The organism is Aeromonas sp. FDAARGOS 1406 (assembly GCF_019048565.1).
GTDB lineage: Bacteria > Pseudomonadota > Gammaproteobacteria > Enterobacterales > Aeromonadaceae > Aeromonas > Aeromonas caviae.
The window spans coordinates 4,196,189-4,213,385 of the sequence record NZ_CP077378.1; the positions used below are offsets into that span (position 1 = coordinate 4,196,189).

At 63.9% G+C, this 17,197-nt stretch carries 16 protein-coding genes; 6 read left to right on the forward strand and 10 right to left on the reverse strand.

From position 1 onward, the window contains the following. Positions 1-10 precede the first annotated feature (10 nt). Positions 11-1,705, forward strand: a complete 1,695-nt coding sequence (locus tag I6L36_RS19785; protein WP_216986823.1) for a pyridoxal-dependent decarboxylase — start codon at positions 11-13, stop codon at positions 1,703-1,705. 74 nt (positions 1,706-1,779) lie between these two features. Here I6L36_RS19785 and I6L36_RS19790 read toward each other — a convergent pair whose 3' ends face one another. The 7 genes from I6L36_RS19790 to I6L36_RS19820 form a co-directional block, all read right to left on the reverse strand. Continuing rightward, positions 1,780-2,142 carry a copper-binding protein gene (locus tag I6L36_RS19790; protein WP_216986824.1) on the reverse strand — a complete coding sequence of 121 codons (363 nt, stop codon included), beginning with the start codon at positions 2,140-2,142 and terminating at the stop codon, positions 1,780-1,782. Positions 2,143-2,200: 58 nt separating this feature from the next. After that, entirely contained in the window at positions 2,201-5,329 is a 3,129-nt protein-coding gene (locus I6L36_RS19795) for an efflux RND transporter permease subunit (protein ID WP_216986825.1), read from the reverse strand. Between the two features lie 73 nt (positions 5,330-5,402). After that, on the reverse strand, positions 5,403-6,935 hold the full coding sequence (locus tag I6L36_RS19800) for an efflux RND transporter periplasmic adaptor subunit (protein WP_216986826.1): 1,533 nt from the start codon (positions 6,933-6,935) through the stop codon (positions 5,403-5,405). A gap of 247 nt (positions 6,936-7,182) precedes the next feature. Then, a complete protein-coding gene (locus tag I6L36_RS19805) occupies positions 7,183-7,683 on the reverse strand; it encodes a hypothetical protein (RefSeq protein ID WP_216986827.1) in 501 nt (166 codons plus the stop codon). A 185-nt stretch (positions 7,684-7,868) separates the two neighbouring features. After that, positions 7,869-8,675, reverse strand: a complete 807-nt coding sequence (xthA, locus tag I6L36_RS19810) for an exodeoxyribonuclease III (protein WP_010673667.1) — start codon at positions 8,673-8,675, stop codon at positions 7,869-7,871. Between the two features lie 252 nt (positions 8,676-8,927). Next, the gene (locus tag I6L36_RS19815) at positions 8,928-9,890 is read right to left on the reverse strand and encodes an ion channel (protein WP_216986828.1); all 963 of its coding nucleotides are present in this window, start codon (positions 9,888-9,890) and stop codon (positions 8,928-8,930) included. 60 nt (positions 9,891-9,950) lie between these two features. Further along, positions 9,951-11,597, reverse strand: coding sequence for a response regulator (locus tag I6L36_RS19820; protein WP_216986829.1), 1,647 nt, complete (start codon positions 11,595-11,597; stop codon positions 9,951-9,953). Between the two features lie 269 nt (positions 11,598-11,866). Between I6L36_RS19820 and I6L36_RS19825 the strand changes: the two genes are divergently transcribed. Then, positions 11,867-12,292 (forward strand): Hsp20/alpha crystallin family protein, encoded by a 426-nt coding sequence (locus tag I6L36_RS19825; RefSeq protein WP_216986830.1) that lies wholly within the window; start codon positions 11,867-11,869, stop codon positions 12,290-12,292. 41 nt (positions 12,293-12,333) lie between these two features. Here the strand turns inward: I6L36_RS19825 and I6L36_RS19830 are convergent, their stop codons facing one another. Next, positions 12,334-13,377, reverse strand: coding sequence for an FAD:protein FMN transferase (locus I6L36_RS19830; RefSeq protein WP_180911108.1), 1,044 nt, complete (start codon positions 13,375-13,377; stop codon positions 12,334-12,336). A 299-nt stretch (positions 13,378-13,676) separates the two neighbouring features. Between I6L36_RS19830 and azu the strand changes: the two genes are divergently transcribed. Then, positions 13,677-14,117, forward strand: a complete 441-nt coding sequence (gene azu / locus I6L36_RS19835) for an azurin (RefSeq protein WP_102948687.1) — start codon at positions 13,677-13,679, stop codon at positions 14,115-14,117. A 181-nt stretch (positions 14,118-14,298) separates the two neighbouring features. Beyond that, positions 14,299-14,502, forward strand: coding sequence for a hypothetical protein (locus I6L36_RS19840; RefSeq protein WP_039039209.1), 204 nt, complete (start codon positions 14,299-14,301; stop codon positions 14,500-14,502). On the opposite strand, the gene I6L36_RS19845 is transcribed toward I6L36_RS19840, so the two are convergent. After that, positions 14,499-15,068 carry a HutD family protein gene (locus tag I6L36_RS19845; RefSeq protein ID WP_180911107.1) on the reverse strand — a complete coding sequence of 190 codons (570 nt, stop codon included), beginning with the start codon at positions 15,066-15,068 and terminating at the stop codon, positions 14,499-14,501. The genes I6L36_RS19840 and I6L36_RS19845 overlap by 4 nt on opposite strands. A gap of 129 nt (positions 15,069-15,197) precedes the next feature. Then, on the reverse strand, positions 15,198-15,620 hold the full coding sequence (locus tag I6L36_RS19850) for a MarR family winged helix-turn-helix transcriptional regulator (RefSeq protein ID WP_050498310.1): 423 nt from the start codon (positions 15,618-15,620) through the stop codon (positions 15,198-15,200). Between the two features lie 81 nt (positions 15,621-15,701). Between I6L36_RS19850 and I6L36_RS19855 the strand changes: the two genes are divergently transcribed. Together I6L36_RS19855 and I6L36_RS19860 are read left to right on the forward strand one after the other, a co-directional pair. Then, the gene (locus I6L36_RS19855) at positions 15,702-16,001 is read left to right on the forward strand and encodes a DUF3861 domain-containing protein (RefSeq protein WP_216986831.1); all 300 of its coding nucleotides are present in this window, start codon (positions 15,702-15,704) and stop codon (positions 15,999-16,001) included. Positions 16,002-16,132: 131 nt separating this feature from the next. After that, entirely contained in the window at positions 16,133-17,104 is a 972-nt protein-coding gene (locus tag I6L36_RS19860; RefSeq protein WP_039039208.1) for a nucleoside hydrolase, read from the forward strand. Positions 17,105-17,197: the final 93 nt, after the last annotated feature.

The window sequence follows — 17,197 nt, forward strand, 5'->3', positions numbered from 1 at the left end:
TGGTATAAAAATGAATCACTTGGTCTATCTGAAAGATGAGGGCGTCAACGCCGTCTCCCCCGAATTCGCCCGCCGTTTTGCCACCGTCAAAGCCCACTTTTTCTCACGCAACCCCGACCTCTGGCCGGTGTTTCGCGAGCCCGGCTTTGCCACCCTCAACGAGTTTCGCGCCCGCGGACTGGCGCCGGACGCGCGCCTCAATGCCTGGCCAGATGGCCGCGCCCGTCTCGCGGATCTCTGCGAGACCATGCCGGTGCCCGCGCAGATGCGTACCCCGGGGGAGCCCATGACGGAGCTGCTGTTTGCCGGCGCCCTGTCAAAGGATTGGGAGAACCCCTCCAGCGTCGAGAACGTCATCACCATGTCGGCGGATCCCGCCATCTATGGCGCCCAGATGGGCATTCTGGCCAATCCCAACCTGGTCTACTCCGAGTACGCCGGGGTGGCCGAGGAGCTCGAGAAGAAGGTGGTGCGCCAGATAGCCCTGCTGGCGGGTTACGATCCGGTCCGTGCCACCGGCATCTTCACCCAGGGGGGGACCTTCTGTAACCTCTACGGCTACCTGCTCGGCATTCGCAAGAGCCTGCCAGAGGCCAAGCACAAGGGGCTCGGTCACTATCAGGATTACCGCATCATCAACTCCCAGGGCGGTCACTACTCCAACATCACCAACCTCTCCCTGCTCGGGGTGGACATCGAGAACAAGACCATCCGCATCCAGGTGGGCGAGAACAACGACATCGATCTGGCGGATCTCGAGCGCACCCTGACCGCCTGCTTTGCCCTCAAACACGTGGTGCCCACCATCATGCTCACCATGGGCACCACCGACACCTTCGGGGTGGATAGGGTCAAACCCGTGGTCGAGCTGCGGGACAGGCTGTGCGAGCGCTTCGAGGTGGCGGTCAGGCCCCACATCCACGTCGACGCCGCCATCGGCTGGTCGATGATCTTCTTCCTGGATTACGACTTTGCCGCCAACCCGCTCGCCATCAACAGCGCCACCCTCGCGGGGATCGAGCGCAACGTGAGCCGCTTCGCCGAGCTCAGATATGCCGATTCGTTCACCGTGGACTTCCAGAAGTGGGGTTATGTGCCCTACACCTCCAGCCTGGTGATGATCAAGGAGCAGGACGATCTCAAGGCGATGGAGAATGACCCGGAGAACTTCTCCTACTTCGAGCGGGACATCCAGGGTCAGACCCACCTGCAATCCACCATAGAGTGCTCCCGCGGGGCGAGCGGCCTGTTCGGTGCCTATGCGGCCCTCAACTACCTGGGGGTGGAGGGGTATCGCACCGTGCTTGCCCACTGCCTGCAAAACGCCAACTACTTCCGCTTCCGGTTAAGCCAGCTCGGCAACGTCAAGCTGGTGGCCCAGGAGAACCAGGGGCCCAGTGTCGGCTTCAAGATCTACAACCCCGAGTGGGTGCAGGACCCCGAGGCGGAGTTCGCCTTCGAGCTGGCCCGCTCCAGCGACCCCGCCTACAAGGCGCGCCTGCAGCGCAACACCGACTACCACCGCAGCCTGTTCAAGGGACGCGGCAAGGTAGGGCTCTACACCAACTGGGTGGAGGCGGTGGCGCACTCGGAATACGACGAGCGCGGCAAGTACTCCTATATCGCCGGGGAGAAGGCGGTCTTCATGAACCCGGCCTGCGGTCGTGAGCAGATCGACGCCTTTATCGCGCATATTCGTGGCTGAAAGAGCCACATCTTGTGATGTCATAAATAAAAACGGCGGGATAATCCCGCCGTTTTTATGGCTCAAGGCAGTGGTTACCGTTTCTGGATAGCGGTCACGGTGAGCTTGCCGGCCGGGTTCTCGGCGTGAAAGCGCACCGCATCCCCCACCTTCAGATCCTTGAGCAGGGCTGGATCAGCCACCCGAAAGACCATGGTCATGGGGGGCATCTTGAGGTTGTCGATCGCCTCGTGCTTGATGCCGACCTTGCCGTTGGCCGCGTCGATGCGGCTGATGACCCCCTGGGTCATCGCCATCTCGCCCATCTCGTTCATGCCTTCCATCTGGCTCATCTGGCCCATGTCGTGGCCGGCATGGTTCATCATCTCCTCGGCCTGCAGGCCGGTGTGGGTGGCAAGGCCAAGCAGCAGGGTCAGGGTCAGCGTCTTGTAGTTCATGGTGTTTCCTCGTCGTTGATTCAGATTCTTGGTTTTCAAAAAGGGCGCTGCCACCGGGTTAGCCGGCGTGGTGGTGCTCGGTCGTGCCCAGGTGCCGGCTGCGCCACAGGTAGTAGGCGGCGGGCAGCACCAAGAGGGTCAGCACCAGCGCGCTCACCATGCCGCCGATCATGGGGGCGGCGATGCGCTGCATCACCTCGGAGCCGGTACCGTGGCTCCACATGATGGGCAACAGGCCGGCGATGATGGTGACCACCGTCATCATCTTGGGGCGCAGGCGCAGGGCGGCGCCGTGGATCACCGCCCGGTGCAGGCCCGCCTTGTCCGGCTTGCCGCTCGCCACCAGGTCATCCCAGGCGTGGTTGAGGTAGACCAGCATCAAGACGCCGGTCTCCACCGCCACCCCCGCCAGGGCGATAAAACCTACCCCTACGGCGACTGACAGGTTGAAGTCCAGCAGCCAGAGGGTCCAGATCCCGCCCACCACCGCCAGCGGCAAGGTGGTGAGAATGAGCAGCACCTCCTGGAAGCGGCGAAACGCCAGATAGAGCAGCAGCACGATAATGGCGATGGTGAGCGGCACCACGTAGGCGAGGCGTGCCTTGGCCCGCTCCATGTATTCGTACTGACCGGACCAGGTGAGGGCGTAGCCCGCCGGCAGCACCAGCTGCCTACCCACCTCGGACTTGGCCTCTGCCACAAAGGAGCCGATGTCGCGGCCGCGAATGTCCACGTAGACCCAGCCGTTGAGGCGCGCGTTTTCACTGCGCAGCATGGGCGCCTCGTCGCTGATGTAGACCCGCGCCACGTCCGCCAGGGCGATGCGTTCCCCCTTGGGGGTCACCAGGGGCAGCAGCTCGAGGCTGGCCACCGAATCGCGGTAGCTCTGGGGGTAGCGCAGGTTGATGGGGTAACGTTCGCGCCCCTCTATGGTCTGGCCCACCTCCATGCCGCCCACCGCGGTGGCGAGCACCGCCTGCACGTCGGCGATATTGAGGCCGTAGCGGGCCGCCTTCAGCCGGTCGATGTCCACCTTGACATAGCGGCCACCCGCCACCCGCTCGGCGTAGACCGATGAGGCGCCCTCCACCTTTCCGACGATCTGCTCAAGCTGCTGGCCGAGCTGCTGGATCACCTTGAGATCCGGCCCCGCTATCTTGATGCCGACCGGGGTCTTGATGCCGGTGGCCAGCATGTCGATGCGGGTCTTGATGGGGGGGACCCAGGCGTTGGTGAGACCGGGGAAGCGGATGAGGGAGTCGAGCTCCTCCTTGAGCTTCTCCGGGGTCATGCCGGGGCGCCACTGATCCTTGGGCTTGAGCTGGATGCTGGTCTCCATCATCACGAGATCCGCAGGGTCGGTGGCCGAGTCGGCGCGCCCCGCCTTGCCGAACACGTTCTGCACCTCGGGCACGGTGCGAATGAGCTTGTCGGTCTGCTGCAAAATCTCCCGCGCCTTGCCCACCGAGATGTTTGTCGCCGTGGTGGGCATGTACATGATGTCCCCCTCGTCGAGCGGCGGTATGAACTCGGAGCCCAGATGCTGGAGTGGCCAGAAGCCCGCCACCGTGACCACGGCGGCGATGGCCAAGGTGGTTTTCGGACGGGCCAGTACGGCTTTCAGCAGTGGCACATAGCCCTGGCTCAGCCAGCGGTTCAGCGGGTTGGCCTGCTCGGCCAGCACCTTGCCACGGATGAAGTAGCCCATGATCACCGGCACCAGCGTGATGGCGAGCCCGGCCGCGGCGGCCATGGCGTAGGTCTTGGTGTAGGCGAGGGGGTGGAACATCCGCCCCTCCTGCGCCTCCAGCGCGAACACCGGCAGGAAGCTGATGGTGATGATGAGCAGGGAGAAGAAGATGGCGGGCCCGACCTCTATGCTCGCCTCGGTGATGATGCGCCAGCGGTTCTTGTCGGTGAGCGCCTCCCGCTCCATGTGTTTGTGGACGTTCTCGATCATCACGATGGCACCGTCCACCATGGCGCCGATGGCGATGGCGATGCCCCCCAGCGACATGATGTTGGCGTTGATCCCCTGCAGGTGCATGACGATAAAGGCGGTCAAAATCGCAATAGGGAGGGAGATGACCACCACCAGCGACGAGCGCAGGTGGAACAGGAAGGCGAGGCAGACCAGCACCACCACGGCGAACTCTTCCACCAGCTTGCCGGAGAGGTTGTCGATGGCGCGCTGGATAAGGTCGGATCGGTCGTAGACGGTGACCACCTCCACCCCCTCCGGCAGGCTGCTTTTCAGCTGGGCGAGCCGCGCCTTGACCCCGTCTATGGTGTGCTGGGCATTCTCGCCATAGCGCATGACGATAATGCCGCCCACCACTTCCCCTTCACCGTTGAGCTCGGCCAGACCGCGCCGGCTCTGGGGGCCGGTGACGACATCCGCCACATCCCCCAGCAGCAGGGGGGCGCCGCGCACATTGGTACCGAGCGGGATCTGCTTCAGATCCTCCACGCTTTTCAGATAGCCATTGGAGCGCACCATGTACTCCGCTTCCGCCATCTCGATGACGGAGGCGCCGGTCTCCTGGTTACCCTGCTTGATGGCGGTCTCGATGAGGGAGAGCGGGATGCCGTAGGCGCGCAGCTTGTCCGGGTCGACCCGCACCTGATACTGGCGCACCATGCCGCCCACGGTGGCGACCTCGGAGACGCCGTCCACCGTCTGCAGCTCGAACTTGAGCAGCCAGTTCTGCAGGGAGGTGAGCTCGCTGAGGTCATGCTTGCCGGTCCTGTCCACCAGGGCGTACTGGTAGACCCAGCCCACCCCGGTGGCATCGGGGCCGAGCTGGGGGCGGGCGGAGGCGGGCAGGTTGGGGGCCACCTGGCTCAGGTACTCCAGCACCCGGGCACGGGCCCAGTAGAGGTCGGTGTCGTCGTCAAACAGCACATAGACGAAGGAGTCGCCGAAGAAGGAGTAGCCGCGCACCGTGGTGGCGCCCGGCACCGCCAGCATGGCGGTGGTGAGCGGGTAGGTCACCTGATCCTCCACCACCTGCGGCGCCTGGCCGGGGTAGGAGGTCTTGATGATCACCTGGACGTCGGAGAGATCCGGCAGGGCGTCCACCGGGGTCTGTTTGACCGACCAGAGCCCCCAGGCGGTGAGCATGAGGGTCAATAGCAGCACCAGGAAGCGGTTGCCCACGGACCAGCGAATAATCGAGGGGATCATGGTTGGGCTCCTTGCTCATTGGGTGCAGAGAGCGGAGAGCGGTTGCCTGTCAGGCAGCGAATGATGGCAGGGATCATGACTTCTTCTCCATCTCGGGCATCGCCATCTGATGCTGGCCATGGTCCATGCCTTCCATTTGCTCCATCTCATCCGTTGCTGGCTTGGTGGCGTCGCCGGTTACTGGCGCTTGTTCCTGATGGATGGTGGTGATGCGATATTCATCCCCCTCCTGCATCACCTGCAGGTGCAGGGTCTGTCCCTCGGTCAGCTTGCTCATGTCGACCCCCTCGGCCACGGTGAACTCCATCTCCATGGCGGGCCACTGCCACTCGGGGATGGGCTGGTGGGCGACCATCAGGGTACGCCCGGCGAGATCGATGCCTTGCACCTCCCCCTGGGTCCAGATCTGGGCGGGGCGCACCGCCGTCATGCGCTGGAAGTCCGAGTCGATGGCCGACTCCGAGTCGAGCAGGAACTGGGCCGAGCTGACGATGCTGTCCCCCGCTTCGACCCCCGCCTTGATGGCCACCTTGTCGCCAAACTGGGGGCCCAGGGTGACGGCCACCGACTTGAAGCTGCCATCCCCCAGCGCCAGCACCAGCCTGTCTTGGCTGCCGGTGCGGATCACTGCTTCGCTCGGCACCACCAGTTGCGGCTCTCCCTTGCCTGTCTGAATCGTCACCTTGGCGAACATATTGGGTTTGAGGAACTCGTCCGGGTTGGCGACGCGCAGCCGTACCTTGAGGGTGCGGGTAGCGGCATCCAGGGTGGGGTAGAGGTAATCCACCCGCCCCTGCCACTGGCGGCCCGGGGCGTAGTCCAGGGTCATGGTGACCGGATCGCCCACCTTCAGCTGGGCGGCCTGACGCTCGAACACCTCGGCACTCACCCACACCTGCTTGAGGGTGCTGATGTTAAAGAGCGCCGCGGCGGGTTCCACATACTGGCCCTCGCGCACCTTCAGCTCGGAGACATAGCCGCTGCTCGGGGCATAGATGCGCACCGTCTCCTGCACCTGACGGGTGCGCTTGAGGGCCGCTATCTGATCCGCCGGCACCTGCAGGGATTTCAGCTTGCCCTCGGCGGCGCGCAGCAGCAGCGGGTTGGTGGTGTTGAGGGCGAGCAGGTACTCGTGCTGGGCGTTGACTAAGTCAGGGGCATAGAGCTCGTAGATGAGGCTCCCCTTGCTCACCTGCTGCCCCTCGCTCTTGATGGCGAGGGTGCGGATCCAGCCCGCCATGCGGGCGTTGACCGCCTCCAGCCTGTCCTCGTCATAGCCGACGTAGCCCACCGTCTCGACCTGCTGGTGGATGGGCAGTCGCTCGACTTTCGCGAGCCGCACCCCCAGGTTCTGCTGGATCTCGGGGCTGATGGTGACGGTGCCCGGCGAGCCGCTTTTCTGCTCCTCATAGACGGGAATGAAGTCCATCCCCATGTTGTCCTTGGCGGGGCCGTCGCGCTTGTCGCGCGGATCCATGGGGTTGACCCAGTAGAGGGGCGTCTTCTCCTTGGCTGCAGTGCCAGTTGTGGTCTGTTTGGCGGCCCAGTAGCCGCCACCGGCCCCGAGGGCGAGCAGCAGGGCTGACATCAACAACGTCTTGTTCATGACAAGCCTCCGGCGCGAGTCTGCACACAGCGCGTGCGGGAGGGCAGGGCGCCACGGGGCGCAAATGTCTTGGATGATGACATGGTACTTCTTCTCTCGTATCGGGCCGTCGTCCGGCCTTGAGCGGATGCGGTGCTGGCGCTCGGCGGACGGGGTTGGCCGACAATCGGGGCACCGCCGACGAAGCGGCCGGTGCACGGCATGGCGATGGCGGTACCATCGCCCGGGCTAACGGGAGAAGCGGTTTCTAATGGCGCAGCACGGACAACATCAGATGCCGTCTGGGCCAGGAAGGGGGATGGGTACCACGCAGGCGCAGGAAGGGATCCCGCAACCAGTTGTCCAGCAGGGGGCCGATACTCCACGAAGAGGGGAGCAACAGCAGGGGCAGCAACAGCAGTGACAGCAGCATGCCGAGCAGGGGGGGCGCACTGGCGGCGCCGGATAAGCCGGGCTGCATCTGACACTCATCCCCCGGCAGGGTCCCCGCATTCAGTGTGCCCGAATGGCAGGAGAGGGAGGCGGTGTCGATCTGGTCAGGGGTCATGGCGGCGTGCCGTACCGGCCCGCTCTGGTGCAGCCCATGAGACAGGGAGGGCTGTGGCGGGGTCAGGATGGGACCGGATGCGTCGCCCGGAAAGGCGGTGGCCACCCCATGCCAGCCGATGCACAGGGTGAGATTGCAGACGAGCACCAGCGCCAGCAATAGCTGGGCGATGAGCGCTGTGGGCAATCTCGATGACAACATGGTGCAGGTTCCCTGTGACGTATGGGATGAATGTAAACCTTACCTATAGGAGAAGGTCAAGGTTCGCCCTGTACCATCTGCCAAAGAGTTGATATGGATTAAGAAATGCCGGATTGGCAGACGAAGAAGCCCCCGCGTGGCGGGGGCTCAGGGTCAGGAGTGACAGGGCAGCCCGACGGCCGGGATCAGGCGAAGCAGGTCCAGATGGGGGCGTGATCGGAGGGCTTGTCGATGCCGCGCAGCTCGTAGTCGATGCCGGTCTCGGTCACTTTGTCCTTGAGGGCGTCGGAGGCCATGATGAGGTCGATGCGCAGGCCCCGGTTCTCGTCAAAGCCCCTGGAGCGGTAGTCGAACCAGGAGAAGCGCTCGCACTCGGTGGGGTTGGCGGCGCGGAAGGTGTCGGTGAGGCCGAACCCCTTGAGCCGCTCCATCCATTCACGCTCGATGGGCAGGAAGGAGCACTTGCCATCCCGCAGCCAGCGCTTGCGGTTCGCCTCGCCGATGCCGATGTCGAGATCCGTGGGGGAGATGTTCATATCCCCGATCAGCGCTATCTGGTCGTCCGGGGTGTGGTGGGTCTCGAGGTAGTGCTGCAGGTCCTCATAGAACTTCTGCTTGGCCGGGAACTTGGTCTCATGATCCTGGCTCTCCCCCTGGGGGAAGTAGCCGTTCATCACCTTGATGACGGAGCCGTCTTCTCGCTTGAAGCTGGCCATGATCATGCGGCGCTGGGCATCTTCCGGATCGGTGGGGAAGCCCTTTTGCACCTCGATGGGAGCCTGCTTGCTCATGATGGCGACCCCGTAGTGCCCCTTCTGGCCGTGGAAGACCACGTGGTAGCCCATGGCCTCCACGTCCGCGACCGGGAAGGCTTCGTCGTGCACCTTGATCTCCTGCAGGCCGATCACGTCCGGCTGGTGCTTGTCGATAAGGGCTTGCAACTGATGAAGACGGGCGCGCAGGCCATTGATATTGAAAGAGATGATCTTCATGTTCGGGGTGCTCATGTCGTTTTTGTTCGTCGCTTATTGGACTAGGAATCCGCGATGGATGCAAGTTCGGGGGCTGTGACTGGCGCAGCGGCTCGGGAATCTGTTCACGATCTGTCGCGAGAGTCTGTCAGCAAGGTGACGCGCAGCAGAGAAGCCTGAGTGCATATGTATACATGAGAGCGCCTGGCGACACATAAGCGAGCAGCACATGAGCCTTGGAAGTGGCCTCCCAGCAAGATCGTGGACAGGTTTCTAGCGGGTCATCTTCTTGACAAACACCACCACGAACAGTGCCAGCGTGAAGCTGCCGGTAAAGGCTTCGAAGGCTGCAAAGATCCGCGACAACCCCACCGGGGTGAAGTCCCCATACCCCAGCGTGGTGAAGGTCACCACGCTGTAGTAGAGGCACTCCATCAGGAAGATGGCGTTCTGCTCCAGGGGGGCGTCCGTGCGATAGATGAGGTGGGTGCCCGCGAAGTTGAGGCCGCAGAAGAAGTAAAAGATGCTGCAGATGACAATGAGCAGCAGGGAGAAGATTACCACCCGCATGGGGGCCTCGCCGTAGCCGCAGAAGAGATCCACTATCCAGGAGGCGAAGCGGCGGTAGGACCAGAACGGCATCTGCAGGCGGCGCATGGTGAGCTCCTGCTGGATGTAGCGACCGGACATGGTGAAGATGCCCTGGGCCTCCGAGGCCTTGCGCAGATCCCGGTAGGTCTCCTCCGCCTCCTTGAACCAGACGCGGGCCTGCGCCGGGTCCCGCTCGCGGCGCCCCTTTCTGTCCTGCATCAGCCGCTTGCCCGTCTCCAGGTTGTCGAGGCGGGTGTTCTTCCAGCGGATGCCGAGCAGGTTGACGTCGTCGAGGGTAGCGCAGTGGAGGTTCGCTTCGCTCAGATCGGCCTTCATCAGGCTGCCGCCCTTGATGCGAATGCCGTAGAGATGGGCCCCCCGCAGGTTGGCGCGATAGAGGTTGCACTGCTCCAGCAAGAATCCCTCCGGACCCTGCCTGTTCACCAGGTTGAGATCCGCCAGCTCGGCGCGGGCCAGTTGCAGGCCGTGGCACAGGCCTCCCTGGCGCACATAGCGCTCCAGCGCCTCGGCGGTATCAGGGGTGTTGTGGGCCGCAGCGGGGTCGTGCCAGCGGCAGAGATCATGATCCCCTGCCTCTTCGGTGCAGTGGCGGCCATCGGCCACCAGGTATCGGCACATTGCCATGGTGTTGCCCCTCCCTTCCCTGAGTCAGTATCAGCATAGGTGAGGGGAGGAGGGGGGATATCAGCTGTGCTGATGATATTCCTGACGCAGCTTGCGAAAACGTTCCTGCTGGGCGGGGTTAAGGGGGATGCCCTCCAGCACCTCCAGGGTCTCCTTGCACTCGGCGCCAAACTCCGGGCTCTTGCGGTTCTTCTGCATGAGTTGCAGCAGCACCTGGATCTTGTTGAGGGCGGCGCCGGTATTGGCGGGCGCCCGGCGCAGGGCCTCGCGAAAGTGGCCGAGGGCCTGCTCCAGCTCCCCGGCCTGATAGGCCTTGATGCCCAGATCGTTGAGCTGCTGATAGCGCTGGCGCCGCTCCTGCACCGTCTTGTCATCCCGGGTCACCTGGATGCAGGTGGTGAGCAGCCGATCCTCATCCTCCGCCAGCAGGGATTGCAGGCTCTCGGCGTACTCGAACTCCCCGAGCTGATAGAGGGCGAGTATGGTCTCGCCAAGGAGGGCCGGAGGCATGGTGGCGGGCTCGTCCAGCCAGTTCTGGTTGGCGCGATAGAGCATCTTCTTGCCCTTTAGCAGCTCCCCCAGGGCGATGCGCACCCGGGCCTGGCAGATCTGCTCGAACACCGGGTAGTTGAACTCCGACATCATCAAGGAGTCGCGGATGCGCGACAGGGCGGAGTTCACCTGCTTTTGCAGGTTGGCGATGTGGTAGCCGTCGTTGCTGTTGAGGGCGTACAAGGTGAGGGTCTGGATATAGGCCCCGAGATAATGGGGCGTGCGGTGGATCGAGTTGCGCGACAAGTCGATGAGGGCGAGCAGCACGTCCTTGGCCTGGGCGTAGTCGTGCCGTTGCAGGCACACCTCCGCCAGACGGCGGGAGAGCTGCACCGACTGGGGAGAGATGTCCACCGCCCGGCGCAGCTCCTGCTGGGCCTGCTCGTCATTGCCCAGCGCCAGCAGGGACTCCGCGAGCCAGAGGTAGGCCTCCACCATCAGGGGGGTGTGTTTCAGGGTGGCTTGCAGGTGGCTCACCGCCTCCTCGTGCAGACCCAGGGTATGGCACGCCTTGCCCAGAGTGAGGCGAGCCCAGCTGTTCTCCTGCCCCGCCAGCAGCTGGCGCATCAGGCTGCGAGCCTCCTTGGCCTGGCCCAGCTTGAGCTGGGTGTCGGCCTGCAGGCAGCGGCAGAAGTTGGCAAAGCGGGGCACCGCGTCCGCCTGTTTGGCACAGGCCTCCACCAGGGCGGGCAGATCGTTCCGGGTGAGGGCGCTGAAGACGCTCTCCAGCGCCTGGCGACGGGCGAGGGCGCGTTTGAGGCGAAACGAGAACTGCTCCTGGGAGAAGGGCTTCATCAGGTATTCGTCGGGCTCGGCTTCCAGCGCGCTCAGCACCATGGCGCGGGAGCCGTCGCTGCTGACCATGATCACCACGCTCTGGGGCGGAATGAGTTGCTGATCCCGCAGGCTTTCCAGCAACTGGCGGCCGTTCTCGCCCGCCCCCAGCTCATAGTCGAGCAGATAGATGTCGAAGCTCTCTTTCTGGCAGCGGCGGCGGGCCTCGTCGGCGGAGTTGGTGTAGGTGATGCGGTTGATGCCGATGTTGATCAGCATCGCCTTCATCATCATCTGGAAGGAACGCTGTTCGTTGACCAGCAGGATGCGCTTGGGCTTGGGCTGGGGTTTCTTCTCGGGTACGGAGTCCGGTGTCTGCATCTGTCTGGCATCAAGGCGCTACGGGCTGGTGGGAGAAGTGTGCCACCAAAGTCCGCAGGCAGGCAATTGCACATGGGGAGGCCCCCCGGTTTTTCCCGCAGACCTTGGGTGAAAAAAAGGGTGTCTTGCCTTTGATCCCGGTCAAGGGAAGGCGAGTTGGCACTGGCAGGCGCTGTCCCGGTTTTTAGACTTGAAGAGCATCAGCATGCGGGAGGCGGCAGGGACAGGGTGCCCGTCTGCTCCCTTGCCCGCTTACAAGGAGGGATCAGATGAGTTTGCTACCAAGTCGCACCAGCCTGTTTGATGACCTGTTCCACGACATGGCCTCCGGCTTCTACATCCGCCCCCTGCACGGGGACCCGTTGCCCGGCCAGATCAAGCTGGATCTGCGGGAGAGCGGGGATGACTACCTGCTGCAGGCGGAATTGCCCGGGGTGGCGAAGGAGGACATCCACGTGGACGTGCACGGCAAGCTGGTGACCCTGAAGGCGGAGATCCGCCAGTTTGACAGCCAGAACAAGGATGAACGGGCCCTGCGCAGCGAGCGCTACTATGGCAGCGTGTCGCGCAGCGTCGAGCTGCCGGTGGAGGTGTCGCCAGAGCAGGGGAGCGCCCGCTTTGACAACGGCATCCTCACCCTGCGCCTGCCCAAGCAGGCGGCCAGCCCCGTGCCCCACCGCATCCCCATCGAATAGGCGGTCAGTGAACGAGGCCCCGCACTGCGGGGCCTCGTCATTCAGGGCTGTGTGCGCACCAGATAGGGGGCAAACTCGGGGGTGTGGCTGGCGGCAAAGCCCGTGGCGGTCTTCTCGATGAGATAGACCGCCAGCTTGTGCTCCCTGGCAAAGGCCATCGCCCGCTCGGGGCCCATCACCATGAGGGCGGTGTCGAGGGCATCGGCCTCCAGGGCCGTGGGGGTGATGACGGTGGCGGAGACCAGCTTGTGGGTCACGGGCTCGCCGGTGGCGGGATCGATGATGTGGGAGTAGCGCTTGCCGTCGAGCTCGTAATAGTTGCGATAGCTGCCAGCGGTGCTCACCGCCATGCCGCTCGGGGTCACCACGTCCTCGATGGCGCCCGGTCTGTCAGAGGGCTCGACGATGGCCACCCGCCAGGGATTGCCCTTGTCGTTGTGCCCCTTGCTGCGCACCGCCCCCGCCACCTCGATGAGGTAGTTGTGGACCCCTTTTTGCTCCAGCAGCCCGGCTATCTCGTCGGAGGCCGCCCCCTCGCCCAGGGTGGAGAGATCCAGATAGAGATCTGGGATGGCCTTGCCGAGCAGGAAGTGATCCCCCTCGGGGGTCAGGGTGAGCTTGTCGATGCCGACCCGCTCCCGCGCCTTGGCGATCTGCTCTGCGCCGGGCCGCCTGACCGGGCGCTTGTCCGGCCCGAATCCCCACAGATTGACCAGGGGGCCCACGGTGACATCGAGAACCCCCCGGGTGAGGTGCCCGGCGTCAATGCCCTGTTGCACAATCTTCGCCATGGTGGCCGGGATGACCTGGGGGGGCAGCCCCGTTCCCTGATTGAAGCGGGAGATGAGGGAGCCCGGATCATAGGTGGAGATCTCCTTGTTCAGGCGTGCCAGCAGCGCCTCCACCTCCTGTTGCAGTGCCTCCTGTCCGCCGGGGAAGGGGTCGCTCAGGGTCACCGCATAATAGGTGCCCATGGTGTTTCCCTGGATGCGGGTCTGGGTCGGGGCCGGCTGGCAGGCGCCAAGCAGCAGGATCAGGGAGAGCAGCAGGGTGCGCGCCAGCGCAGGCGCAAAGGGGAACTTCATCTCTCATTCTCGCGGGAGTCATCGACGGGGGAGCAGCTTAGCCAACGGCTGTGGTGTTGGCGAGTGGCCGTGGGCGGGAAGGCCGCAAATAATTAAGCCGGAGGGGAATTTGATCAACCCGCTTTGGGCCCGGGGTCGGGAGAAAAGAAGTGACCGGGCTCGCAGGCTGGCCCAAAAGCGGTCGTCCTTCGGTGACATTTGAATACAATGAAGATCGATCCTGACAGCATCTTTGCGGGTCGCGCCCACGGGGGCGAGATGCCTGTGCTGTCATCCTTCGTCAATCAAAGGAGAACGTGATGAAAAAGGTGTTAACCCTGCTGCTTCTTGGCTCCCTCGCCACCCCGGTCCTGGCCGACGAGTGCGCACTGGTGATCGAAGGCAATGACGCCATGCAGTTCAACCAGACGGGGATGAGCGTGCCGGCCACCTGCAAGGAGGTGACGGTGACCCTCAATCACACGGGCAAGCTGCCGGTGGCCAACATGGGCCACAACTGGGTGCTGGCCAACACCGCCGACTATCAGGCCATCGCCACCGCCGGCATGAGCGCCGGGGTCGATCACGACTACCTGCCCAAGGATGACCCCAGGATCCTGGCCCACACCAAGCTGGTGGGGGGCGGCGAGAGCACCAGCGTCACCTTCAAGACCGACGGCCTGGCGGGCAAGGATCTCACCTTCTTCTGCTCCTTCCCGGGCCACTTCGCCCTGATGAAGGGCAGCTTCAAGGTGGGGTAGTGCCAAGGGTCGTGTCGCCGCCAGCACAAGCAAAAGCCGGGAGGGGCCCGGCTTTTTTGTCTTCGCTTGCGCTGCGTCGCGGTGCTTTCATGATCTGGTCTGGGGTGGCAAGGAGATGAGCGGCGTAGAATAGGCCGCAAATGGGCCAGTGGCCCGCCTACGCCCCTTCGGAAAAGAGAGCATGAACGCAGTGAAATGGATGCTTGGCTGTTGCCTGATGCTGCTGTGTGCCATCGCGCTGGCCGCCGAGCCCCCGGTGAAGAAGAGCCGGAGCGGCATCTGTCACCCCAAGGGCGGCACCTACTACAGCCGCACCAGGCACTATACCCCCTATGACACCATGCAGGCCTGCCTCGACAGCGGGGGCCGTGCCCCTCGGCGTTAAACGGCGGCCTGCTTGGGCTGCAGGGTAAAGAAGGCGAGGGTGGTCTTCTTGCCGCACTCGAAGCGGATGCTATCCTCCCCTTGCACCACCAGGGTCTCTCCCGGTGCGACCTGTTGCCCCTGCACGGTGAGCTGGCCCTCCAGCAGGTGGCAGAGGTAGCACTTGTCCGTCTCCAGGGTGAGGCTGAGGGGGAAGGGCAGGTTCAGCACCCGCACGTTGGCGCTGATGCGCGCCGGGTGGTAGATGAGCCCGAGATCCGTCACCTCTTTTTTCAGCAGCTCGCAGCGGGTCTCGTCATCCCCGCTGAAGTGGGCTGCCTCGAAGGTGGCGTAGGGGTGGCCGTTGAGCACGAAACCGGCACCGCTGACGGGCAGCAGGATGCGCTGGTAGCCGGGAAAGCGGGAGAAACTCCCCGCTTCCTTGATGGGGGCTGAGCTCAGCCGGTAGTCAAAGTCGAGCTTGTCCAGGGTCGAACCAGGGGGGGAGATCAGGATCTGGGCCGTGGTGCCCTGCCTGTTCTTCCAGGGCATTTTCAACTGGTCGGACTCTTTAATCAGGGTGATCACGATGGCGCCTCGGCGGGAAGGGGAGAGTGGGGCCAGTGATACCATCTCCGGGAGTGGCTCACAAGGCGCCGCCAGCGCAGGCCGCGCTGGTTGGCCACAAATCAGGCAGCGGACCCCCTGACGCTGACCCTAATCGGTCGACTCAAGCCCTTTTTCTATCTTGTCCAGCAGTTGCTGCAACTGCGCTATCTCCGCCGGCGTCAGCAGGGAACACAGCCGTTCGTCGAGCCTTGCGGCCTCCTGCTCCCCCTGGTTGACCCGCTCGCAGGCCAGCGGGGTCAAGGCCAGACAGATGCTGCGTCTGTCAGTGGGATGGGGCCGCTTCTCGATGAGCCCCTGTTTCTCCATCTCCTGCAGCAGGCGCGTCACCTGCGCCTTGTCGCGGCCCGACCGCTGCGCAATGAGCTGCGGCGTGGCGGGATCCAGCGCATGGATCAGTTGCAGCACCTTGTAATGGAGGGGGCTAAGGGCGATCTGCTGTGCCCGGAAATGCTGCGTCATGGCGATTTTGTACTGATCGAGGATCCGGAAGAGGCGGTTTGACAACTTCATGGTTGATAAAGTCAACTTAAAGGGGTTTAATTGATTTTATCAACCATATGGGCAAAAGCCCAGCCCGAGAGGAGATGAAAGATGCCACACACCTATCGTGTACAGGTCCAGGCGCTGGACCGCGAGGTGCCCCAGTTGCAGTTCGACTGCCAGAATCACGACGACATCTTTGCCATCCTGGCGCTCAGCAAGGGGAAGCTGGCCATGTCGGAGCAGGAACATCAGGCGTTTATCGTCGGGTTGAAGCTGTTTGGCGAAGTCATGATGCAGCATCGCAAAGAGGAGCTGTTCAAGGGGTTTCTCCCCCATTTCAAGCAATTCATGGGGCAACTGAAACGCACCGCCAGGGGAGAGGAGGCCGTGGTCGCCCCTTCCGAGTGACCCTGCCCTGACCCCAAGGGCGAGTGTTCCCGCCAGCATGCCTGATGCAAAGGAAACCCCGAGGTTGTGATCCCGGTGCTGTCAAAGCGGCGGCGGCCCGCTACACTGGCAGCCCGTTTCACGGAGGACCCATGACCCACAAGATCATTCTGGATACCGATCCCGGCATCGACGATGCCATGGCCATTCTGTTTGCCGAGGCGCACCCTGCCATCGAATTGCTCGCCATCACCACGGTGTTTGGCAATGCCACCATCGAAAATGGCACCCGCAACGCCCTCTGGCTCAAGCAAAAATATGGCATGAAGGCGGACGTGGCCCGGGGCGCCGCCGCGCCGCTGCTGCGCGAGCCCGTGGGGCCGACGACGGTGGTGCACGGCCCGAGCGGCTTTGGCGACGTCCAGGCGGGGGAGGTGACCCTCATCCCGGATCCCCGCCCGGCCTGGCAATACATCGTCGAGACGGTGAAGGCCCATCCCGGCGAGATCACCCTGGTGACCATCGGTCCCCTCACCAACCTGGCGCTGGCGCTCGAGGCGGCCCCCGAAGTAGCCGCCCTGGTGAAAGAAGTGGTCGTGATGGGCGGTGCCTTTGGCGTCAACGGCCATCGCGGCAACGTGACCCCCTATGCCGAGGCCAATATCCACGACGATCCCGATGCGGCGGACCGGGTCTTCACCGCCCCCTGGCCCCTGGTGATCATCGGGCTCGACGTCACCCAGCAGAGCATCTTCACCGCCGACTATCTGGATGCCCTGCGGGACGATGCGGGGGAGCCGGGCCGCTTCCTGTGGGATGTCAGCCGCTTCTACCTGCGCTTCTATTCCGAGCGCATCGGCATGGCGGGGTGCCATGTGCACGATCCCTCCGCCATCGCCTATGTGATCGATCCTGCGCTGTTCACCCTGCGCAAGGGGCCGGTGCGGGTCATCACCGAGGGGCCCGCCATCGGCCATACCCTGCAAAAGTTTGACGACACCCGCCATCCCCATGACGAGTGGGCCCACTGCCCGGCCCAGCAGGTCGGGGTCGCGGTGCGGGATCAGGCCCTGCTCGCCCTCTATCGGGATACCCTGGTGGCCTGGGGCAAGGGGCGCCGATAAGGCCCGGCAGTGAGTGAAAGCGTGATGGCGGCCGGGTCATGATGGGGCGCCCCCGGTTATACTGGCGAACATCGGGTTGACGGGAGGAAGACG